This window comes from Alteribacillus sp. YIM 98480 (assembly GCF_009765375.1).
GTDB lineage: Bacteria > Bacillota > Bacilli > Bacillales > Marinococcaceae > Alteribacillus.
Genome location: NZ_VTOK01000020.1, coordinates 22871 through 45298, shown reverse-complemented (window position 1 = coordinate 45298; position 22428 = coordinate 22871). Strand labels below are relative to the sequence as shown.

At 42.5% G+C, this 22428-nt stretch carries 28 protein-coding genes; all 28 read right to left on the bottom strand.

Annotated features, from left to right (window positions below):
* Window positions 1–25 precede the first annotated feature (25 nt).
* Entirely contained in the window at window positions 26–214 is a 189-nt protein-coding gene (rpmD, locus tag FZF09_RS19905; RefSeq protein WP_091587284.1) for a 50S ribosomal protein L30, read from the bottom strand.
* 13 nt (window positions 215–227) lie between these two features.
* Window positions 228–725 carry a 30S ribosomal protein S5 gene (gene rpsE / locus FZF09_RS19900; RefSeq protein ID WP_158738328.1) on the bottom strand — a complete coding sequence of 166 codons (498 nt, stop codon included), beginning with the start codon at window positions 723–725 and terminating at the stop codon, window positions 228–230.
* A 19-nt stretch (window positions 726–744) separates the two neighbouring features.
* Entirely contained in the window at window positions 745–1107 is a 363-nt protein-coding gene (rplR, locus tag FZF09_RS19895; protein WP_091587288.1) for a 50S ribosomal protein L18, read from the bottom strand.
* Window positions 1108–1144: 37 nt separating this feature from the next.
* Window positions 1145–1681, bottom strand: a complete 537-nt coding sequence (gene rplF, locus FZF09_RS19890) for a 50S ribosomal protein L6 (protein WP_158738327.1) — start codon at window positions 1679–1681, stop codon at window positions 1145–1147.
* 30 nt (window positions 1682–1711) lie between these two features.
* Complete coding sequence (rpsH, locus tag FZF09_RS19885) at window positions 1712–2110, bottom strand: 30S ribosomal protein S8 (RefSeq protein WP_091587291.1); 399 nt, start codon at window positions 2108–2110, stop codon at window positions 1712–1714.
* A gap of 29 nt (window positions 2111–2139) precedes the next feature.
* Entirely contained in the window at window positions 2140–2325 is a 186-nt protein-coding gene (rpsN, locus tag FZF09_RS19880; protein WP_091275188.1) for a 30S ribosomal protein S14, read from the bottom strand.
* A 32-nt stretch (window positions 2326–2357) separates the two neighbouring features.
* On the bottom strand, window positions 2358–2897 hold the full coding sequence (gene rplE, locus FZF09_RS19875) for a 50S ribosomal protein L5 (RefSeq protein ID WP_091587293.1): 540 nt from the start codon (window positions 2895–2897) through the stop codon (window positions 2358–2360).
* Window positions 2898–2928: 31 nt separating this feature from the next.
* Entirely contained in the window at window positions 2929–3255 is a 327-nt protein-coding gene (gene rplX / locus FZF09_RS19870) for a 50S ribosomal protein L24 (RefSeq protein ID WP_091587294.1), read from the bottom strand.
* A gap of 46 nt (window positions 3256–3301) precedes the next feature.
* Window positions 3302–3670 (bottom strand): 50S ribosomal protein L14, encoded by a 369-nt coding sequence (rplN, locus tag FZF09_RS19865; protein ID WP_158738326.1) that lies wholly within the window; start codon window positions 3668–3670, stop codon window positions 3302–3304.
* Between the two features lie 36 nt (window positions 3671–3706).
* On the bottom strand, window positions 3707–3970 hold the full coding sequence (gene rpsQ, locus FZF09_RS19860) for a 30S ribosomal protein S17 (RefSeq protein ID WP_091275176.1): 264 nt from the start codon (window positions 3968–3970) through the stop codon (window positions 3707–3709).
* 23 nt (window positions 3971–3993) lie between these two features.
* Complete coding sequence (rpmC, locus tag FZF09_RS19855) at window positions 3994–4197, bottom strand: 50S ribosomal protein L29 (RefSeq protein ID WP_091587300.1); 204 nt, start codon at window positions 4195–4197, stop codon at window positions 3994–3996.
* Window positions 4187–4621, bottom strand: coding sequence for a 50S ribosomal protein L16 (gene rplP / locus FZF09_RS19850; RefSeq protein WP_091587301.1), 435 nt, complete (start codon window positions 4619–4621; stop codon window positions 4187–4189). The genes rpmC and rplP overlap by 11 nt, the downstream gene beginning before the upstream one ends.
* 2 nt (window positions 4622–4623) lie before the next feature.
* Entirely contained in the window at window positions 4624–5283 is a 660-nt protein-coding gene (gene rpsC / locus FZF09_RS19845) for a 30S ribosomal protein S3 (protein WP_091587303.1), read from the bottom strand.
* A 3-nt stretch (window positions 5284–5286) separates the two neighbouring features.
* A complete protein-coding gene (rplV, locus tag FZF09_RS19840; protein WP_091587305.1) occupies window positions 5287–5628 on the bottom strand; it encodes a 50S ribosomal protein L22 in 342 nt (113 codons plus the stop codon).
* A 20-nt stretch (window positions 5629–5648) separates the two neighbouring features.
* Entirely contained in the window at window positions 5649–5927 is a 279-nt protein-coding gene (gene rpsS, locus FZF09_RS19835) for a 30S ribosomal protein S19 (RefSeq protein WP_158738325.1), read from the bottom strand.
* 57 nt (window positions 5928–5984) lie between these two features.
* Complete coding sequence (gene rplB / locus FZF09_RS19830; protein WP_158738324.1) at window positions 5985–6818, bottom strand: 50S ribosomal protein L2; 834 nt, start codon at window positions 6816–6818, stop codon at window positions 5985–5987.
* A gap of 30 nt (window positions 6819–6848) precedes the next feature.
* The gene (gene rplW / locus FZF09_RS19825) at window positions 6849–7136 is read right to left on the bottom strand and encodes a 50S ribosomal protein L23 (RefSeq protein ID WP_175488382.1); all 288 of its coding nucleotides are present in this window, start codon (window positions 7134–7136) and stop codon (window positions 6849–6851) included.
* Window positions 7136–7759 (bottom strand): 50S ribosomal protein L4, encoded by a 624-nt coding sequence (gene rplD, locus FZF09_RS19820; protein WP_158738323.1) that lies wholly within the window; start codon window positions 7757–7759, stop codon window positions 7136–7138. Before rplD ends, rplW begins: the two co-directional genes overlap by 1 nt.
* Before the next feature lie 25 nt (window positions 7760–7784).
* A complete protein-coding gene (rplC, locus tag FZF09_RS19815) occupies window positions 7785–8417 on the bottom strand; it encodes a 50S ribosomal protein L3 (RefSeq protein ID WP_158738322.1) in 633 nt (210 codons plus the stop codon).
* Between the two features lie 40 nt (window positions 8418–8457).
* Window positions 8458–8766: a 30S ribosomal protein S10 gene (rpsJ, locus tag FZF09_RS19810; RefSeq protein WP_091587315.1), complete on the bottom strand. Its 309-nt coding sequence runs from the start codon at window positions 8764–8766 to the stop codon at window positions 8458–8460.
* A 434-nt stretch (window positions 8767–9200) separates the two neighbouring features.
* Window positions 9201–10391, bottom strand: coding sequence for an elongation factor Tu (tuf, locus tag FZF09_RS19805; protein WP_158738321.1), 1191 nt, complete (start codon window positions 10389–10391; stop codon window positions 9201–9203).
* Window positions 10392–10511: 120 nt separating this feature from the next.
* Window positions 10512–12590 carry an elongation factor G gene (fusA, locus tag FZF09_RS19800; protein WP_158738320.1) on the bottom strand — a complete coding sequence of 693 codons (2079 nt, stop codon included), beginning with the start codon at window positions 12588–12590 and terminating at the stop codon, window positions 10512–10514.
* 59 nt (window positions 12591–12649) lie between these two features.
* Window positions 12650–13120 carry a 30S ribosomal protein S7 gene (gene rpsG / locus FZF09_RS19795; protein ID WP_158738319.1) on the bottom strand — a complete coding sequence of 157 codons (471 nt, stop codon included), beginning with the start codon at window positions 13118–13120 and terminating at the stop codon, window positions 12650–12652.
* 51 nt (window positions 13121–13171) lie between these two features.
* Complete coding sequence (rpsL, locus tag FZF09_RS19790; RefSeq protein ID WP_091587322.1) at window positions 13172–13585, bottom strand: 30S ribosomal protein S12; 414 nt, start codon at window positions 13583–13585, stop codon at window positions 13172–13174.
* A gap of 110 nt (window positions 13586–13695) precedes the next feature.
* Entirely contained in the window at window positions 13696–13947 is a 252-nt protein-coding gene (locus FZF09_RS19785; protein ID WP_091587324.1) for a 50S ribosomal protein L7ae-like protein, read from the bottom strand.
* 77 nt (window positions 13948–14024) lie between these two features.
* Window positions 14025–17645: a DNA-directed RNA polymerase subunit beta' gene (rpoC, locus tag FZF09_RS19780; protein WP_158738318.1), complete on the bottom strand. Its 3621-nt coding sequence runs from the start codon at window positions 17643–17645 to the stop codon at window positions 14025–14027.
* Window positions 17646–17814: 169 nt separating this feature from the next.
* The gene (gene rpoB, locus FZF09_RS19775; RefSeq protein WP_158738317.1) at window positions 17815–21354 is read right to left on the bottom strand and encodes a DNA-directed RNA polymerase subunit beta; all 3540 of its coding nucleotides are present in this window, start codon (window positions 21352–21354) and stop codon (window positions 17815–17817) included.
* A 353-nt stretch (window positions 21355–21707) separates the two neighbouring features.
* Window positions 21708–22307: a class I SAM-dependent methyltransferase gene (locus FZF09_RS19770; protein WP_158738316.1), complete on the bottom strand. Its 600-nt coding sequence runs from the start codon at window positions 22305–22307 to the stop codon at window positions 21708–21710.
* Between the last annotated feature and the right edge of the window lie 121 nt (window positions 22308–22428).

The window sequence follows — 22428 nt, the reverse complement described above, 5'->3', positions numbered from 1 at the left end:
CCTCCCTATCACTTTGTTGTATCATTTATGCATCCAATTCTTTTACAGTCAACAAATGAGACACTTTATTAATCATTCCGCGTATTGCGGGATTATCTTCTTTCACCACTGTATGGTTGACTTTACGAAGACCAAGCGTTCTTACCGTAACGCGCTGATCTTCCGGACGACCAATGAGACTGCGGCTGAGGGTGATTTCAACTTGTTTTGCCATATCGTATCCCTCCTTATCCTAACAATTCTTCAACGCTTTTACCACGTAGTCTGGCAACTTGTTCAGCTGTTTTAAGCTCAGTTAGACCTTGAATGGTAGCGCGAACCATGTTAATCGGGTTGTTTGAACCAAGAGATTTAGAGAGAATATCTGTGACACCGGAAAGTTCCAGTACAGCACGGACCGGGCCGCCTGCAATAACACCAGTACCTTCAGCAGCAGGTTTCAACAATACATTCCCTGCTCCATAATGCCCTACAATCTCATGAGGAATCGTTGTTCCGACTCTTGGTACTTCAACCATATTTTTCTTACCATTTTCTACAGCTTTGCGAATTGCTTCTGGTACCTCTAATGCTTTACCCATGCCAAAACCGACATGGCCATTGCGGTCACCAACTACAACAAGAGCTGCAAAACGGAAACGACGTCCACCTTTTACAACTTTAGCCACACGGTTGATGGCTACCACTCTTTCTTCGACATCAAGCTTGCTAGCATCAATTTGCATTCTTTTCCCTCCTTACACCTTAAAATTTTAATCCATTTTCGCGTGCAGCGTCTGCAAGAGCTTCTACTCTGCCATGATAAACAAAGCCTCCGCGGTCAAACACTACAGACTCATATCCTTTTTCAGATGCACGCTTTGCAATTAATTCTCCGACTTTACTTGCCGCATCTTTATTTCCACCATTCTTCACGTCCAAATCATTTTCCAATGTTGAAGCGGCCACAATTGTTTCCCCTTTTACATCGTCAATCAATTGTGCATAAATATGCTTAGAAGAACGGAATACGTTTAAACGCGGACGCTCAGAAGTTCCTTTTACGTTTACACGAATACTTGCATGGCGTTTTTTACGTTTTACGTACTTCGTTGAATTAGTGGTCATGAATCGCTCCTCCTTTCGTAAAACCGTTACCTAGACATTACTTACCAGTCTTACCTTCCTTACGACGTACATATTCATTTTCATAACGAATTCCTTTTCCTTTATAAGGTTCAGGAGTACGTACTGCACGGATATTTGATGCCGCTGCACCTACAAGTTCTTTATCAATACCTTTTACAACGACTTTTGTATTGGAAGGAACATCGATTTCTACACCGTTTTCCGGTTCGAATTCTACTGGGTGAGAGTACCCAACATTCAATACAAGTTTATTTCCAGACTTGGAAGCACGGTAACCGACACCAACAAGCTCAAGTCCTTTTTCATAACCTTTTGTAACACCTTCTACCATATTGTTAACAACACTGCGAGTAGTTCCGTGCAGAGAACGATGATCTTTATGGTTAGAAGGTCTTTCGAATGTTATTTCGCTGTCTTCAATATTAACACTAATATCCGGATGAAGATCTCTCTTAAGCTCTCCTTTCGGCCCTTTAACGGTAACAGTGTTACCGTCCATTGTTACATTGACGCCGTCCGGGATTGAAATAGGTTTTACACCAATACGAGACATTACTTTGCACCTCCGTTCTTACACTATTTATTACCAGACGTAAGCAAGTACTTCTCCGCCAACTTGCTGCTTTCTTGCTTCTTTATCGCTCATTACGCCTTTAGAAGTGGAAATAACTGCGATTCCCAATCCTCCAAGTACACGAGGGATTTCATCAGCTTTAGCATACACACGCAAACCTGGCTTACTAATACGCTTCAGTCCAGTTATAACACGTTCATTTTCTGCTCCATATTTCAAGAAAATACGAAGGATACCCTGTTTGTTATCTTCGATATTTTCCACATCACGAACGAAACCTTCGTTTTTAAGAATTTCCGCTACTTCCTTTTTAAGGTTTGATGCCGGAAGTTCTAATTTTTCGTGACGTACAGTGTTCGCATTACGAATACGAGTCAACATATCTGCGATTGGATCTGTCATGACCATATCGATTTACCTCCTTCCCTATATCGGGCTTACCAGCTGGCTTTTTTCACGCCTGGAATTTGTCCTTTATATGCAAGTTCACGGAAACAAATTCGGCAAAGTTTAAATTTACGGATGACGGAATGAGGACGTCCGCAACGCTCACAACGAGTGTACTCACGCACTTTGAACTTTTGGGGACGCTGCTGTTTGGCGATCATAGATTTTTTTGCCAAGGTCCGTATTCCCTCCTTCATTGTTTTTTAAATTATTTTTGAAATGGCATTCCCATTTGAGTCAATAATTCACGAGCTTCTTCATCATTTTCAGCAGTAGTGACAATAACGATGTCCATACCGCGTACTTTATCTACTTTGTCATATTCAATTTCCGGAAAAATTAATTGTTCTTTTACCCCAAGTGTATAATTGCCGCGTCCATCAAATGCTTTGTTAGAAACACCACGGAAGTCACGTACACGTGGGAGAGAAACATTAATTAATTTTTCAAGAAAATCATACATGCGTTCTCCGCGAAGCGTAACTTTCGCTCCAATCGGCATGCCTTCACGAAGTTTAAAACCTGCAATGGATTTTTTCGCTTTTGTAATCAATGGTTTCTGACCTGTGATTTCAGTAAGCTCTTCTACAGCTTTGTCAAGGGCTTTAGGGTTTTGAACAGCATCACCCACACCCATGTTGATAACGATTTTTTCGATCTTTGGAACTCCCATCACCGAGGAGTAGCTAAATTTATTGTGCAAATGAGGCACAATATCATTTTTAAATTTCTCTTTCAGAGCGTTCATTAGGTTGACCTCCTTTCATCATCTGAATGACTTACTTATCAAGAGGCTCGCCGGATTTTTTGGCGATGCGCACTTTTTTTCCGTCTTCTTCTTTAAAGCCTACTCGGGTAGGCTCACCAGATTTGGGATCTAGAGGCATCACATTCGATACGTGAATAGGAGCCTCTTGATTAAGGATTCCGCCCTGCGGATTTTCCTGAGATGGTTTAGCGTGTTTTTTTACAATATTAACGCCTTCAACTAATACACGCTGTTGACTTGGGTAAGCTTGAAGGATTACACCTTCTTGGCCTTTATCTTTCCCAGTAATAACCTTTACTTTGTCGCCCTTTTTCACGTGGAGTTTAGGTTGAGACATAATCGCACCTCCTTAGTCAGGCATGACCGTTTTATATTCGTTTCTATTAAAGCACTTCCGGAGCTAGTGAAACGATTTTCATATATTGCTCTTCGCGCAGCTCTCTAGCTACAGGTCCGAAAATACGAGTACCTCTTGGGCTCTTGTCATCACGGACAACAACTGCTGCATTTTCATCAAAGCGAATGTATGAACCATCTGAACGACGAGCACCGCTTTTAGAACGTACAACTACCGCTCTTACTATTTCACCCTTCTTGACAACGCCACCAGGTGTTGCTTGCTTTACAGAACAGACGATCATATCGCCAATATTTGCAGATTTACGACCAGAACCGCCTAGTACTTTAATACATTGCACTTCACGAGCACCAGAGTTATCCGCAACTTTTAATCGACTTTCTTGTTGAATCATAGTCTGTCGAACCTCCCTTCATCAGAGAAAGATGTTTTAGATGATCACTGCTTCTTCCACGATTTCCACTAGACGAAAGCGTTTGTCTTTAGAAAGTGGTTTAGTCTCCATGATTTTCACAATGTCACCTTTTTTTGCTTCATTGTTTTCGTCGTGCGCTTTGAATTTCTTTGAATATTTAACGCGCTTTCCGTAGAGAGAATCCATTTTATAGGTTTCTACAAGGACCGAAATGGTTTTATCCATTTTATCGGAAACAACACGTCCATTGTATACTTTACGCTGGTTACGTTCAGCCATTGTCTGCCAAACCTCCTCTCATTTTAACCTTTATTGATGCCTAGCTCCCGTTCACGTAAAACGGTTTTGGCACGTGCAATATCCTTACGGACGCTGCGAATGCGGGCAGGGTTATCTAATTGGCCTGTTGCTAGCTGGAAGCGCAAATTAAAAAGTTCCTCTTTTAGAGACTTTGTTTGTTCTTCTACTTCCGCTGTAGTCAAATCTCTCAATTCATTAGCTTTCATTTGCCTCACCACCCACTTCTTCGCGTTTTACAAACTTAGTTTTAATAGGAAGTTTGTGAGACGCAAGTCTAAGTGCTTCACGAGCGACCTCTTCAGAAACACCTGCAATTTCAAACATGATCTTACCTGGCTTTACAACAGCTACCCAGCCTTCAGGAGCACCTTTACCGGAACCCATACGAACTTCCAAAGGCTTAGCAGTGTAAGGTTTATCAGGGAAAATCTTAATCCAAACTTTACCGCCACGTTTCATGTAACGAGTCATCGCAATACGAGCTGACTCAATTTGACGATTTGTGATCCAAGAAGCTTCTAAAGCTTGAAGGCCATATTCACCAAAAGAAACTTCCGTACCGCCTTTTGCACGGCCTCTCATTCTGCCGCGATGTTCACGACGATATTTGACACGTTTTGGCATTAACATAATTATTTTCCTCCTTCCTCGTTGTTGGCACCTTTCGATGGAAGGACTTCTCCACGATAAATCCAAATCTTCACACCAAGTTTTCCGTACGTTGTATCTGCTTCTGCAGTTCCGTAATCAATGTCTGCACGCAAGGTGTGGAGTGGAACAGTTCCTTCACTGTAGCTTTCGTTACGAGCGATATCTGCACCGCCAAGACGCCCGGATACTTCTGTTCTAATTCCAAGAGCCCCAGCACGCATAGTGCGCTGTATAGATTGCTTCATCGCACGACGGAAAGAAATACGATTTTCTAGCTGGCGAGCGATATTTTCTGCAACCAATCTTGCATCTAAATCAGCTTGTTTTACTTCAGCAATATTAATATGAACTCTCTTGCCGGTAAGGTCATTAAGAGCTTTTCGCAACGCCTCTACTTCTGAACCGCCTTTACCAATAACCATACCTGGTTTAGCAGTATGAATAGTGATATTGACACGCTTTGCAGCACGTTCAATCTCGATTGTGGAGACAGATGCATCTTTGAGTCTATTTTCAATATACTCACGGATTTTCACATCTTCGTGAAGTAAGTCTGCATAGTTTTTTTCTGCATACCACTTGGAATCCCAGTCACGAATGACACCAATTCTAAGTCCTACTGGATTTACTTTTTGACCCACGCATTATCCCTCCTTCTTTTCTGTTACCACAACAGTAATGTGGCTTGTGCGCTTGTTAATACGTGTTGCACGACCCATTGCACGCGGACGGAAACGTTTTAAGGTAATCCCTTCATCAACAAATGCTTCGCTGACATAGAGATCCTCCGGTTCCATCTCATAATTATGCTCCGCGTTTGCAATAGCAGAGTTTAGTACTTTTTCGATAATCGGAGAAGCTGCTTTCGGAGTGTTTTTCAATATGCCGATTGCTTCACCGACCTCCTTGCCCCGGATAAGATCAATGACTAACCGTGCTTTACGAGGGGCAATGCGAATTTGTTTAGCAACTGCTTTAGCTTGCATTTAGAGAACCTCCCCTCTGTTTACCGTTTGGTTTTCTTGTCGTCATTTTTGTGGCCTTTAAATGTTCTAGATGGTGCGAATTCACCTAGCTTATGACCTACCATGTCTTCAGAAACGTATACTGGAACATGTTTGCGTCCATCATACACAGCAATAGTATGACCTACAAAATCAGGGAAGATTGTAGAACGGCGCGACCATGTTTTGATAACCTGCTTATCATTTTTTTCGTTTAGGTTTTCCACTTTTTTCATCAAGTGATCATCGACAAAAGGTCCTTTTTTCAAACTGCGACCCATGAGGAAACCTCCTTTCGTGATTGTTCTGCGATTCGTAAGAACCGCAGCTCAATCCCGTTATTTTTTACGACGACGGCGTACGATATATTTGTCCGTGTCTTTATTTTTTTTGCGGGTTTTGTAACCGACTGTAGGCATACCCCAAGGTGAAACTGGTGATTTCCGGCCGATTGGAGCACGTCCTTCCCCGCCACCATGAGGGTGATCGCTTGGGTTCATCGCAGAACCACGAACAACAGGGCGCTTGCCTAACCAGCGTGAACGTCCAGCTTTTCCGACATTCACAAGCTCATGTTCGATATTACCTACCTGGCCAACAGTAGCGCGGCAAGTAGAAAGAATCAAGCGAGTTTCTCCAGAACGAAGACGTACAAGTACATACTTTCCTTCTTTACCTAGCACTTGTGCTTCGGCACCTGCAGAACGTACCAATTGAGCTCCGCGGCCTGGTTTCAATTCGATGTTATGAATAACAGTACCAACTGGAATGTTCGTAAGTGGAAGAGCATTCCCAACTTTAATATCAGCATCTGCACCAGATTCGATCTCTTGACCTACTTTCAGTCCTTTTGGAGCCAAGATATAACGCTTTTCCCCATCATTGTAGTGAATAAGTGCGATATTGGCAGAACGGTTAGGGTCATATTCAATAGTTGCGACCCGGCCCGGCACTCCATCTTTATCACGCTTAAAATCAATCACACGGTAATGACGCTTATGACCGCCGCCTTGGTGACGAACCGTAATCCGCCCTTGATTGTTGCGTCCAGCTTTTTTATGAAGCGGCTCAAGCAATGATTTTTCAGGCTGGTCTGTTGTGACTTCCGCTTGTAAGTTAACAGACATATGACGGCGGCCATTTGTGGTCGGTTTATACTTCTTGATAGGCATAATTGTTTCCCTCCTTCACTCGTTGATTGTTTATACGCCTTCGAAGAATTCGAGTTCTTGACTATCTTCAGTCAATGTCACTACGGCTTTTTTACGCTTCGGCTTATAGCCAGTATAGCGTCCGAACCGACGGAATTTCCCTTTGTAGTTAAGTGTATTAACTTTATCCACTTTCACTTCAAATATCTCTTCAACGGCTTTTTTAATTTGTGTTTTATTTGCTTTCACGTCAACTTCAAACGTATATTTTTTCTCATCCATAAGATCAGCAGAACGTTCAGTGATGACGGGGCGCTTAATTACGTCGCGTGCTTCCATTATGCGAGCACCTCCTCTACCTTCTCCACTGCCTCTTGCGTGATCACAAGTTTATCGTGTTTTAGTAATTCTAGTACATTCACGCCATCAACAGTTGCGAAGGTCACTCCAGGAATATTACGTGCTGACAATGCTACTTGCTCATTATAGTCTGCTGTTACTACCAATGCCTTTTCGTCCACAGACAGACCAGATAAAATGTTAACCATTTCTTTTGTCTTTGGTGCTTCAAGCTGCAGGCTGTCTACTACAACAATAGCTTCTTCTTTCACTTTCGTGGAAAGTGCAGACTTGATAGCCAAGCGACGAACTTTCTTTGGTAGTTTATAGCTGTATTGACGGGGAGTTGGTCCGAATACGACTCCTCCTCCGACCCATTGAGGGGAACGGATAGACCCTTGACGAGCTCGTCCAGTACCCTTCTGGCGCCACGGCTTACGTCCGCCTCCTCTGCGTTCAGAGCGGTTCTTCACTTTGTGAGTTCCCTGACGAAGGGACGCCTGATGCATCACGACAGCATCATGAAGAACTTTTTCATTTGGTTCAATACCAAAAATGGCTTCAGCCAAATCAATGTCGCCGACCTTAGAGCCGGTCTGGTTTAACAATGCTACTTTAGGCATGATGGAGCCTCCTTTCTTTCAATCGTTATTTCGCTGCTTTTACAGCACTTTTTACCGTTACATAACTTTTCTTTGCTCCGGGTACATTACCTTTAATGAGCAGCAAATTACGTTCTGGATCAACTTTTACAATCTCCAGATTTTGTACAGTTACTGTATTTCCACCCATACGTCCAGGAAGCTTTTTACCTTTTAATACGTGGTTAGGATCAATTGGACCCATTGCACCAGGACGACGGTGATAACGAGAACCGTGGGTCATTGGTCCGCGGGATTGGTTATGACGTTTTATCGCACCTTGAAAACCTTTCCCTTTGGATGTTCCAGTGATATCCACTATTTCTCCATTAGTAAATGTATCTACCTTGACTTCCTGACCAACTTCGTAATCTCCGCTGTTCACTTCGCAGATTTCACGTACGTAGCGCTTGGGAGCTGAACTTACTTTGTCAGCATGGCCTTGTTCAGGCTTGTTAGCGCGGTTTTCTTTTTTGTCAATGAAACCAAGTTGAATCGCTTCATAACCATCAGCTTCTGATGTTTTTGTTTGAAGCACAATATTCGGCTCAGCTTCAATGACTGTGACCGGAAGAAGTTCACCATTCTCGTTGAACAACTGGGTCATGCCAATTTTTCTGCCCAAGATTCCTTTGGTCATCAGTCACACCTCCTAAATAATTTTCATTTATTTCAATAACTTAAAGTTTAATTTCAATATCTACCCCAGATGGCAGATCTAAACGCATTAGAGCATCGACCGTCTGCGGTGTTGGACTTACGATGTCAATCAAACGTTTATGTGTACGCATTTCAAACTGTTCACGAGCATCTTTATACTTGTGAGTCGCACGAAGCACCGTGTATACAGACTTTTCCGTCGGAAGCGGAATTGGTCCTGATACCCCTGCACCAGAGCGTTTTGCAGTTTCAACGATCTTTTCGGCAGATTGATCTAGTACACGATGATCATAAGCCTTTAAACGAATGCGGATCTTTTCTTTTGCCATTATGAGCCCTCCTTTTCGCCCGATTTTTTAACAGACATACTCCGTGAAAATTTTCCAACCTCCCAGCCATGGCAAAGGGTCCGGGTGTGTCGGTAACCTTTCACATCATCGCCCTAACCACAACTGTATCTGTAATGTGATTTCTTATCACCAAAGACACAGTCCGTGGTCACACTTTATCTATTATAATGATTCATTATGCTAAATGCAAGAAGTTTTTAAAATTCCTTTGATAAATTAGTAAAAAGAATGTTTAATACAGAGAAAAACTTGGCTAGCGTCAAGTCTTTAGGCGAAGGCGATTGTCTAGTTGCACTTATACTGATATCCTCAAAAATTTGACGACGCCGATGATTCATCCACGCTAAAAATTTATGCAATCTATCAGTGTAATAAAAAACCCCATCTCGAGGACGGGGTTTCTTCTTTAGAGATTATTTTTCGATTGTAGAAACAACGCCGGCACCTACAGTACGTCCACCTTCACGGATGGAGAACTTTGTACCTTCTTCGATAGCGATTGGTGAAATCAATTCAACAGTCATTTCTACGTTATCTCCAGGCATAACCATTTCAACGCCCTCTGGAAGGTTGATTACGCCAGTTACGTCCGTTGTACGGAAGTAGAACTGCGGGCGGTAGTTTGTGAAGAATGGAGTATGACGTCCACCTTCTTCTTTAGAAAGAACATAAACTTCAGCTTTGAAGTTAGTATGTGGAGTGATGCTGCCTGGTTTAGCAAGAACTTGTCCGCGTTTGATGTCTTCACGGTCAATACCACGGAGAAGTGCACCAATGTTGTCCCCAGCTTCAGCATAGTCTAGAAGCTTACGGAACATTTCAACACCTGTAACAGTTGTTTTTCTAGCATTTTCATCGATACCAATGACTTCAACTTCATCACCAACGTTAAGCATACCGCGCTCTACACGTCCTGTAGCAACAGTACCGCGTCCAGTGATGGAGAATACGTCCTCAACAGGCATCATGAATGGCTTGTCTTTGTCACGATCTGGTGTTGGGATGTAATCGTCTACTGCTTGCATGAGATCAACGATAGCTTGCTCATGATCAGCGTCACCTTCGATGGCTTTCAATGCAGACCCTTTTACAATCGGTACATCGTCGCCAGGGAAGTCATATTCAGAAAGAAGGTCACGAACTTCCATTTCTACAAGTTCAAGAAGCTCTTCATCGTCAACCATGTCTGTTTTATTTAAGAAAACAACGATAGAAGGTACACCTACTTGACGGGAAAGCAAAATGTGCTCACGAGTCTGAGGCATTGGGCCGTCAGCAGCGGAAACAACAAGAATTGCTCCGTCCATTTGTGCTGCACCTGTGATCATGTTTTTAACATAGTCAGCGTGTCCTGGGCAGTCTACGTGGGCATAGTGACGAGTATCTGTTTCATATTCTACGTGTGCAGTAGAAATTGTGATACCACGTTCACGCTCTTCCGGTGCTCCGTCAATGGAGTCATAAGCCATTGCTTCACCTGTACCGGATTTTTTATGAAGAACTGTGGTGATAGCAGCAGTCAATGTAGTTTTACCATGGTCAACGTGGCCGATAGTACCTATGTTGGCATGCGTTTTGGAACGATCAAACTTTTCTTTAGCCATTATTAATTTCCTCCCTTAATACAGGTAAATTATATGGAAGCCAGAAAGGTGTACCTTGTAGTAGGGTCACCTTCCTTAGCTTACAATAAAACATTTTTACAAACAATCATTTTTAGAGAATTATTCTCCACTGTTTTTCTTAACAATTTCCTCTGCTATGTTCTTTGGTACTTCTTCGTAATGGTCAAAGAACATAGTGTAGTTACCGCGTCCTTGTGTGTTAGAACGAAGGTTCGTCGCGTATCCAAACATTTCAGCAAGTGGAACAAATGCTTTAATAGCTTGAGAGTTACCGCGAGCTTCCATACCGTCCACACGGCCGCGTCGTGAAGTAATGTCACCCATTACGTCACCCATGTATTCTTCAGGAACAACCACTTCAACTTTCATAAGCGGTTCTAAGATAACAGGCTGACAGAGATTCTTAGCTTTTTTCAGCGCCATGGACGCTGCAACTTTAAACGCCATTTCGTTGGAGTCGACATCGTGATAAGAGCCGTCAAATAGCGTAGCTTTCACATCAATCATTGGATAACCAGCTAACAAACCATTTTGAAGTGCTTCTTCAATACCTTGCTGTACAGAAGGTACATATTCACGCGGTACGACACCGCCGACAATTTTGTTTACAAATTCAAAGCCTGCTCCTTCTTCGTTTGGCTCAAATTCTACCCACACGTGTCCGTACTGACCGCGACCACCAGATTGACGTACGAATTTACCTTCGCATTTACCAGCAGTACGAATTGTTTCACGATAAGAAACTTGCGGCGCACCAACAGTAGCTTCCACTTTGAATTCACGCTTAAGACGGTCAACGATAATATCTAAATGAAGTTCGCCCATACCCTTAATAAGAGTCTGACCCGTTTCTTGATCTGTTTCTGTTTGGAATGTTGGATCTTCCTCAGCCAGTTTAGCTAATGCGATACCCATTTTGTCATGGTCTGCTTTAGATTTTGGCTCAACAGATAAAGAGATAACCGGTTCAGGGAACTCCATAGATTCAAGAATAACTCTATTTTTATCATCACATAGAGTATCACCAGTACCAGTGTCTTTCAAACCAACACCAGCGGCAATATCCCCAGAATAAACCGTAGAAATTTCTTCACGTGAGTTGGCATGCATCTGAAGAATACGACCAACCCGTTCGCGTTTTTCCTTGGTGGAATTACGAACATATGAACCGGAATCAAGTTTACCGGAATATACGCGGAAGAATGTAAGTTTACCCACATATGGGTCTGTTGCAACTTTAAAAGCTAGTGCAGAGAAAGGCCCGTTGTCATCTGCTTTTCTTTCAACTTCTTCATCACTATCTGGAAGAATCCCTTTAATTGGAGGAACATCCAATGGTGATGGAAGATAATCAAGAACAGCGTCGATCACAAGTTGAACACCTTTGTTCTTAAACGCAGAGCCGCATAGAACAGGATAGAATTCAACATCTAACGTACCTTTACGAATTGCAGCTTTCAATTCATCAGTGGTGATTTCTTCACCCTCAAGGTATTTCATCATTAAGTCTTCGTCAAGTTCAGATACAGCTTCTACTAGCTTTTCACGATATTCTTCTGCTTGAGCTTTGTATTCATCTGGAATATCGCGCGCTTCCGTACGAGTGCCGAGATCATCCATATAGTAATAAGCTTCCATTGATACTAAATCGATAATCCCTTCAAAATTGTCCTCTGCACCAATTGGAAGCTGCACTGCAGCAGCGTTCGCTCCAAGACGATCACTTAACGTACCTAAGGAGTAGATGAAATCCGCACCTACTTTGTCCATCTTATTAACAAAAACAATACGCGGAACATGATAAGTTGTAGCCTGACGCCATACTGTTTCTGTTTGAGGCTCAACCCCTGACTGAGCATCGAGTACTGCTACCGCTCCATCTAATACACGAAGAGAACGCTCCACTTCTACGGTGAAGTCGACGTGTCCAGGAGTATCAATAATATTAATACGGTGATCTTTCCATTGTGCTGTGGTCGCAGCAGAAGTGATTGTGATACCGCGCTCCTGTTCTTGAGCCATCCAGTCCATTTGGGAAGCACCCTCGTGTGTTTCCCCAATTTTGTGGATACGGCCTGTGTAATAAAGGATACGCTCTGTAGCAGTAGTCTTACCGGCATCAATATGAGCCATGATACCGATATTACGAGTCTTTTCTAAGGAGAATTCTCGTGCCATGGACTTCCTTTCTCCTTTCTTCCATCCTAAAGTTAGTTGTATTATTTATTGAATTGATTTTACCAGCGATAATGAGCAAATGCTTTGTTAGCTTCTGCCATACGATGCGTATCCTCACGTTTCTTCACAGCAGATCCAGTGTTGTTGGCTGCATCAAGGATTTCATTCGCAAGACGTTCTTCCATTGTTTTCTCACCACGAAGGCGAGCATAGCTCACTACCCAGCGCAATCCTAAAGTAGTACGACGGTCTGGCTTTACTTCGATTGGCACCTGATAGTTCGCACCACCAACACGGCGTGCTTTAACTTCAAGCACTGGCATAACATTTTTCATGGCCTGATCAAAGACTTCCATTGGCTCTTGGCCAGATCTTTCACGTACAAGGTCAAACGCATTATATAGGATATTCTGCGCTTTCCCTTTTTTACCATTCAGCATAATACGGTTAATCAAACGAGTAACCAATTTAGAATTATAAATAGGATCAGGCAGTACATCCCTGCGTGGTACAGGTCCTTTACGAGGCATGGGTCACTCCTCCTTTCCGTTTAATTTACTAACATAATATATATGAAAAGATTATTTCTTTCCACGCTTTGTGCCGTATTTAGAGCGGCTTTGTTTACGGTCTTGAACACCAGCAGTATCAAGCGCTCCGCGTACGATGTGGTAACGTACACCAGGAAGGTCTTTTACACGTCCTCCGCGGATCAGCACCACACTGTGTTCTTGCAAATTATGACCAATACCAGGGATATAAGCAGTTACTTCGATCTGGTTAGTCAAACGAACACGTGCATATTTACGCAAAGCCGAGTTTGGTTTCTTCGGTGTCATCGTTCCCACACGAGTACATACTCCACGTTTTTGCGGAGAATCTTGATCAGTAGGGATTTTTCTATAACTGTTATACCCTTTATTCAAAGCTGGAGAGTCAGAACCTTTCACTTTTGCCTGACGTCCTTTACGTACCAATTGGTTGATAGTCGGCATGCTGTTTCCTCCTTTCTTCAAGCTATTTTTTATGACCACCGTTCCAGGTGGTTCACTCCAAAGCAAAAGTAAAGTTTTTGCCGATAGGGTGCTCCCTACCAGCAAAAACATCATTGCTTTTTTAACGCAACCGCAGCTGCTCCAACATCAATTCCACAAGCTTTACCAAGCTTACGCATAGAATCTACTGTGTGAATCGGTACTCCTTTTGCTTCCGCTGCGAGAAGGACTTTATTAATAACCCTGTTCTCTGCATCATCAGCGACTATGATTGATTGGACGGAGTTCGACTCCAGAGCTTTTAACGTTTGCTTCGTTCCTATTAAAACCTCAGCCGCCTGTGATACTTTTTCATAAGACATTCTATATCCTCCAAAGCACAGGGAGTTAGGCACACTTTGATAGCATATCACCGTAAATTACAGATGTCAACACTATTTTATTCCTGTGGAACAGCTTCTTCTCCCGTCGTCTCTGATGTTTCTTGTGATGCCTCTTCAGGTAGATCCACTTCCAACGATCGATAACGCTGCATACCCGTTCCGGCTGGAACAAGTTTACCTATTATCACGTTTTCTTTCAACCCGACAAGCTCATCGCGCTTTCCTTTAATTGCTGCATCTGTCAACACACGGGTAGTTTCCTGGAAGGAAGCTGCCGAGAGGAAAGAATCTGTTTCAAGTGAAGCTTTTGTAATACCAAGAATAACCGGTTGTCCGACAGCAGGGCGCCCTCCATTTTCAAGTACTTTTTCATTAGCAGTATCAAAGTGGTGTACCTCTACGAGACTGCCAGGAAGTACTTCTGTATCTCCGGAATCTGCCACACGTATTTTACGCAGCATTTGGCGTACCATGACTTCCACGTGTTTGTCGCCGATTTCAACCCCTTGCATACTGTATACCTTTTGTACTTCTTTTAATAGATACTCTTGAACAGCTTGCAGACCAGTAACCTTGATCAATTCTTTTGGATCGATAGAACCCTCTGTTAGAGGCTGGCCAGCAACAATCCGCTCTCCTAGCTCTACTTTCAAACGAGCTCCAAATGGAGTAGTGTAGCTTCTTGACTCAAGATTTCCCTGTACGGTAATTTCTTTTTTATCATTCAGCTCTTTAATATCTACAATTTCACCTGATAATTCAGAGATGACAGCCTGACCTTTTGGATTACGTGCTTCAAACAGCTCTTGAATCCTAGGAAGACCTTGTGTGATATCGTCTCCTGCTACCCCGCCCGTATGGAACGTACGCATGGTAAGCTGCGTTCCCGGTTCACCGATAGATTGGGCTGCAATAATGCCTACTGCTTCTCCAACTTCTACATCGGCACCAGTAGCAAGGTTTTTCCCGTAACATTTTTTACAAACGCCGTGCCGGGTATCACACGTGAAGACAGAGCGAATTGTGACGTTTTCTACGCCAGCTTCTTCAATAAGTTTTGCCTTGTCTTCGTTAATTAATTCACCTTTTTTAGCCAGCACTTCGTTCGTTTCGGGATTGCGGACTGTTTTAAACAGTACACGGCCGATTAGGCGGTCCTGAAGATGTTCGATAACTTCATTTCCTTCTCGAAGAGCTTGAACGTCAAGGCCTCTATCAGTACCACAATCATCTTCACGAACGATGACGTCTTGAGCAACATCCACAAGGCGGCGGGTAAGGTAACCTGAGTCTGCCGTTTTAAGAGCTGTATCTGCAAGACCTTTTCTGGCACCGTGAGTAGAAATAAAGTATTCGAGTACTGTTAATCCTTCACGGAAACTTGACTTGATTGGAAGTTCAATAATACGTCCTGATGGATTAGCCATCAGTCCGCGCATTCCAGCAAGCTGAGTGAAGTTTGATGCGTTACCACGAGCCCCAGAATCACTCATCATAAAGATAGGGTTCGTTTTATCTAGTGTTCCCATCAATTTATCTTGAATAGTGTCTTTGGCTTCACTCCAAATAGAAATCACTTTATTGTAACGCTCTTCTTCTGTAATAAGACCGCGGCGGAACTGCTTCATTACACGTTCTACTTTTTCTTCTGCATCATCTAGAATTACTTGCTTGTCACCTAAAACAACAATATCTGAAATACCAACTGTTATACCGGCTTTGGTAGAATAGTAAAACCCTAGGTCTTTCATACGGTCAAGCATTTTAGAAGTTTCAATAATCTGGAAGTTCTTAAAGACTTCTGCGATTATATCTCCCAAAAATCCTTTTTTAAATGGAAGAACCGTTTCTCGATTTTCAAATTCCTTTTTAATATCAGCCGTCGTCGGTACGATATATTTTTCAGGTATGTGCTCTTCCAAATTGGTAGCTGTTGGTTCGTTTATATATGGGAAAGATGTAGGGAGTATTTCGTTGAATATAATTTTCCCTACGGTTGTAAGAAGCAATTTCTTGTTTTGCTCTTCCGTAAAGTTCGTTTTTGATAAAGATGATACAGGAATAGCGACTCTGCTGTGTAAATGCACATATCCATTTTGATAAGCAGTTAAAGCCTCATTCGTATCTTTAAATATTGATCCTTCCCCTACTGCCCCAGCTCTTTCCAGCGTAAGGTAGTAGTTACCAAGAACCATGTCCTGAGAAGGTGTTACAACTGGTTTTCCGTCCTTTGGATTCAAAATGTTTTGAGCAGCAAGCATTAATATACGAGCCTCAGCTTGAGCTTCTGCAGATAGAGGCACGTGAACAGCCATTTGGTCGCCGTCAAAGTCCGCATTATATGCTGTACATACGAGCGGATGAAGTTTAACAGCCCGGCCTTCTACCAGCGTTGGTTCAAAAGCCTGAATACCAAGACGGTGTAATGTTGGTGCACGGTTAAGAAGTACTGGATGTTCTTTAATTACTTCTTCAAGGACGTCCCACACTTCAGGATGGACACGTTCGACTTTACGTTTCGCACTCTTAATATTATGAGCCAAGCCTCTGCTGACAAGTTCTTTCATCACAAAAGGCTTAAATAACTCGAGAGCCATTTCTTTAGGAAGGCCGCATTGGTACATTTTCAATGCTGGACCTACAACAATAACAGAACGACCTGAATAGTCTACACGTTTACCAAGAAGGTTTTGACGAAAACGACCTTGCTTTCCCTTTAACATATGAGAAAGAGATTTCAGAGGACGATTTCCAGGTCCAGTAACCGGACGGCCGCGGCGGCCATTATCAATCAACGCATCAACTGCTTCCTGAAGCATCCGTTTTTCATTTTGTACAATGATGTTTGGAGCCCCCAAGTCAAGCAGACGCTTCAACCTGTTGTTTCGGTTTATGACGCGGCGGTACAAGTCATTCAAATCAGACGTCGCAAAACGTCCGCCGTCAAGTTGTACCATTGGGCGCAATTCAGGAGGGATTACCGGAAGAACATCTAAAATCATCCATGAAGGATGGTTCCCTGAATTACGGAAGGACTCTAAAACTTCCAAGCGTTTGATAGCACGAGTTCTTCTTTGACCTTGAGCTGTTTCTAACTCGTCTTTGAGAATCTTCACTTCTTTATCTAAATCAATATCTTGCAAAAGTTTACGGATAGCTTCTGCTCCCATTTGAGCAGAAAAACCACGTCCATATTTATCATAATAGGAACGATACTCTTTTTCAGAAAGTAATTGTTTGTATTCTAGTGGAGTCTCCCCTGTATCTGTTACTACATAGGAAGCGAAATAAATCACTTCTTCAAGTGATCTCGGGGACATATCCAGCACCAGTCCCATACGACTAGGGATTCCTTTGAAATACCAGATATGAGAAACAGGAGCAGCCAATTCAATATGGCCCATCCGTTCACGTCTGACTTTTGCACGGGTCACTTCCACCCCGCAGCGATCACATACTACGCCTTTATAACGAACTCGTTTGTACTTCCCGCAATGACATTCCCAGTCTTTCGTTGGACCAAATATTCTCTCACAAAAAAGACCGTCTTTTTCCGGTTTTAATGTGCGGTAGTTAATGGTCTCGGGCTTCTTGACTTCTCCGCGGGACCACGAACGAATTTTATCCGGCGATGCCAAACCGATTTTCATGTATTCAAAATTATTCACATCAATCAAGGGGTCAACCTCCCTTTCGAACTTTGGGTAGCTAATAGTACAAGCACGGGAAAGTTTTAGTATAAGAAAAGCAGGGCAGAGGAAACCCTCCCTTTTTTCAAGGAAGAAGTTTCATCTGTGCTTTAAATTTGCTAACCTTCTTTGTCAGTGTTTGTGCTTTGAACTCTCTTTAGGCGTTTTCACTGGACTCCATTTTTAAATTTAATTTATCGCTGGATTGTTCGTCTTCATCATCGAGTTCTTTCATTTCGATTTCTTCCTCGGTACTAGACAGCATCTTAACGTCCATACCAAGACTTTGAAGTTCTTTGATCAGCACTTTAAAAGATTCAGGTACTCCTGGTTCCGGTACATTTTCACCTTTTACAATTGACTCGTACGTCTTCACCCGACCGACGACGTCATCTGATTTCACTGTCAAAATTTCTTGTAGAGTATAGGCTGCGCCGTATGCTTCAAGGGCCCAAACCTCCATCTCACCGAAACGCTGACCGCCAAACTGGGCTTTACCGCCAAGAGGCTGCTGCGTAACAAGGGAGTATGGACCAGTGGAGCGCGCGTGAAGTTTATCGTCAACCATATGAGCAAGTTTAATCATGTACATAACCCCAACAGAAACACGGCTGTCAAAAGGTTCTCCTGTCCGTCCGTCGTAGAGAACAGTTTTACCATCGCGAGCAATTCCTGCTTCCTCTAGAGTTTCCCATACGTCTTCTTCTCTAGCACCGTCAAATACCGGTGTTGCCATATGAAGATTTAAAGAGCGAGCAGCCATTCCCAAGTGCAGTTCAAGAACCTGGCCTATATTCATACGGGATGGAACCCCAAGCGGGTTTAACATGATTTCAATAGGTGTTCCATCAGGAAGATAAGGCATGTCTTCTTCTGGTAAAATTCTTGAAATAACACCTTTGTTTCCGTGGCGCCCAGCCATTTTATCTCCTTCGTGAATCTTACGCTTTTGCACGAGATAAACGCGAACTAACTGGTTCACCCCAGGAGGGAGTTCATCTCCATCTTCGCGGTTAAAGATTTTGACATCAAGCACAATGCCGTCTGCGCCGTGCGGAACTCTCAATGAAGTGTCCCGTACTTCTCTTGCTTTTTCACCAAATATTGCGTGAAGGAGGCGCTCTTCAGCTGTAAGTTCGGTCATCCCTTTCGGTGTTACTTTTCCAACTAGAATATCTCCATCTTTTACTTCTGCACCGACCCGGATAATGCCGCGATCATCTAAATTCTTTAATGCTTCTTCACTTACATTCGGTATATCACGTGTGATTTCTTCCGGTCCAAGTTTGGTGTCTCGAGCTTCTGATTCATATTCTTCAATGTGTACGGAAGTATATACATCATCTTTAACTAAACGTTCACTTAATATAATCGCATCCTCATAGTTATAACCATCCCAGGTCATAAACCCAACTAGCACGTTGCGGCCGAGTGCCATTTCTCCTTTATCCATGGAAGGTCCATCGCCGAGTACTTCTCCTTTTTCAATTCGGTCGCCTTCGCTGACAATCGGACGTTGGTTATAACTTGTTCCTTGGTTAGAACGAATATATTTAGACATTTTGTATTTATCAATGTCTGTTTCTATTTCTTTTCCGTCTACTTCTTCTATGCGCCGCAGCCAAATCTCACGAGCTGTAACACGCTCTACCACACCTCTTGTTTTGGCTACAATAGCTGCCCCAGAGTCTCTAGCAGATACATATTCCATACCCGTACCTACTAACGGAGCTTCCGGTTCAAGCAGCGGTACAGCTTGACGCTGCATGTTAGCTCCCATTAAAGCACGGTTAGAGTCATCGTTTTCCAAGAAAGGAATACATGCAGTAGCTGCAGAAACTACCTGCTTAGGAGAAACATCCATGTAGTCAATTTTTTCCTTAGGAACAATTGTGTTTTCTCCTCGGAAGCGGGCAATAATATTATCATCTGCAAATGAACCATCTTCGTTTAGCTTAGCGTTTGCTTGAGCTACAACATAATTATCTTCTTCATCTGCAGTTAAATAATCACATTCTTCGGTAACTTGGCCTTTTTCATGGTCTACCCGGCGATATGCCGTTTCAATGAAACCGAACTCATTAACTTTTGCATAACTTGATAGTGAGTTAATAAGACCAATGTTAGGCCCTTCCGGTGTTTCAATAGGACACATGCGCCCGTAGTGAGAATAGTGGACGTCACGAACTTCAAACCCTGCTCTCTCTCTTGTCAAACCACCAGGCCCAAGTGCTGATAAGCGTCGTTTATGGGTAAGCTCAGCGAGCGGATTGGTTTGATCCATAAACTGAGAAAGCTGAGAGCTTCCGAAAAACTCTTTAATAGAAGCGATCACTGGGCGAATATTGATAAGAGCCTGCGGAGTAATCGCACTTGGATCTTGAATCGACATGCGTTCACGAACGACTCTTTCCATACGAGATAGGCCAATTCGGAATTGATTTTGTAATAACTCACCGACAGAACGGAGGCGGCGGTTACCTAAGTGGTCTATATCATCTGTTAAACCAACACCATGAAGCAGGTTGAAGAAATAGTTAATAGAAGAAATGATATCTTCTGGCATAATATTTTTGATATTGCGTTCAATATTGCCATTACTAATAACGTTAATAACTTTTTCTTCTTCCTGTTCTTCTGGCGGATATATTTTTATAGATTGAACGTCAAGGTCAGCTTCTTCTACAACGCCTCCCGAAACCGTATAGCGTTTAAATCCAAGGTTGTTCTCTAAATAAGGAAGAAGACGATCGAGCGTTCTCCGATCTAAAACAGCGCCTTCCTCAGCAAGAACTTCCCCTGTTTCAGGATCAGCCAGGGTTTCAGCTAAACGTTGGTTAAAAAGACGATTTTTAATATGAAGCTTTTTATTTACCTTATAACGACCAACATTTGCTAAGTCATACCGTTTAGGATCAAAAAATCTTGTTTCTAATAAACTTTTTGCACTTTCGACGGTTGGAGGCTCTCCAGGACGAAGGCGCTCATAAATTTCCAACAATGCTTTTTCTGTTCCTTCGGTATTATCTTTTTCCAATGTGTTGCGTAAGTACTCATCTTCACCAAGCAAATCAATGATCTCTTGATCAGACCCGAATCCAAGCGCACGCAAGAGCACCGTAACAGGCAGTTTTCTGGTACGGTCTATTCTGACATATACGATGTCTTTAGCATCGGTTTCTAATTCCAGCCATGCACCCCGGTTCGGTATCACCGTAGCTGTGTATCCTCTTTTACCGTTCTTGTCCGTTTTTTTGTTAAAATAAACGCTCGGTGAACGTACAAGCTGAGAAACAATAACCCGCTCTGCCCCATTAATAATAAAGGTGCCGGTATCAGTCATAAGAGGGAAATCTCCCATGAATACTTCCTGCTCTTTCACTTCACCGGTCTCTTTATTCATAAGACGAACTTTCACTCGCAAAGGCGCAGAATACGTAACGTCTCTTTCCTTGGATTCGTCAATAGAATACTTCGGCTCACCAAGGCTGTAATCAATAAACTCAAGAACCAAATTACCCGTGAAATCTTCGATGGGAGAGATGTCCTGAAACATTTCACGAATACCCTCATCAAGAAACCATTGATAGGAAGCTGTTTGAATTTCAATTAAGTTTGGAAGGTCCAATACTTCGTTGATTCTTGCATAGCTTCTTCTGTGGCGGTGGCGTCCAAACTGAATAAGTTGACCTGTCAACTGAGTCACCCCTTAAATATCGCATAGTGTCCACCTATCTTTTCGACAGGCAGTATACCCAAGGCGGCTGCCAAAAATATAGAAACATAACTGATCCCAAGAAATAGAATCGATTATGTTTTCTCCATCTTTTAGTGCCCGACCCTTCTTTTTCGTACAAAGAAAAAAATGGTTTCTTCTAAAAAAAGAACCACTATTTTCCAACTGTCAGGCTGATTATATTATTTTTCCCTGTTCCTGCCTTTTTTATACATGATTTTGGTATGAAAAATATAGAGCGGACGTAAAAATGTATTATATCCAATCGGATACTTATACGCATTAAATAACAATAACACAAAAAAGCAGGACGGTCAACTTTTCTTTGAACAAAAAATATAATATCCTTTATTTTTTTTAACAGTTTCTACATTTAAAAAAAGAGAGTCTAATTTTTCTTTTGCCGATGGCGCCCCCTGTTTTTTTTGAATCACTACCCAGAACTCCCCGCCTTTTTGCAAATGTGCATGAGCTTGATCAAACAAGGAATGAATTACTTTCTTCCCTGCTCTTATTGGCGGGTTCGTTACTATTGCAGCAAAATCACTTGCCGGAATTGCAGAAAACAGATCACTTTCAACTATTTTAATGTTTTGAAGACCATAATGGGCTGCATTTTTTTTCGAAAGCGAAACAGCTCGTTGATTCACATCTGCTAACCATACTGTTCGTTCTGTCTCTTTAGCAAGAGTAATTCCAATCGGGCCATAGCCACAGCCAATATCTAAAATGTCGCCTTGGGCATCAGGCCAATCAAAAGCTTCTAACAGTGTTTTGCTCCCAAAATCCACTTCTCTTTTTGAAAAAACGGAATGATCGCTCGTGAAAGTCAAGTTTTTCCCGCGAAGGTAACTCTTTATTTTCCTCTCTTCGCTTTCTTTATCAGGCGATTTATCAAAATAATGACTGCTCATTTTTCCACGTCCTTCTTTGTTCATTGTTTTCTTTCCGTTTCATCACTCAATAACACAGCTTGGTAAAATCGCTTGCTGCAGCATAAAAAAGTCGTCAATAATCCCAAACAATCTTAATAAG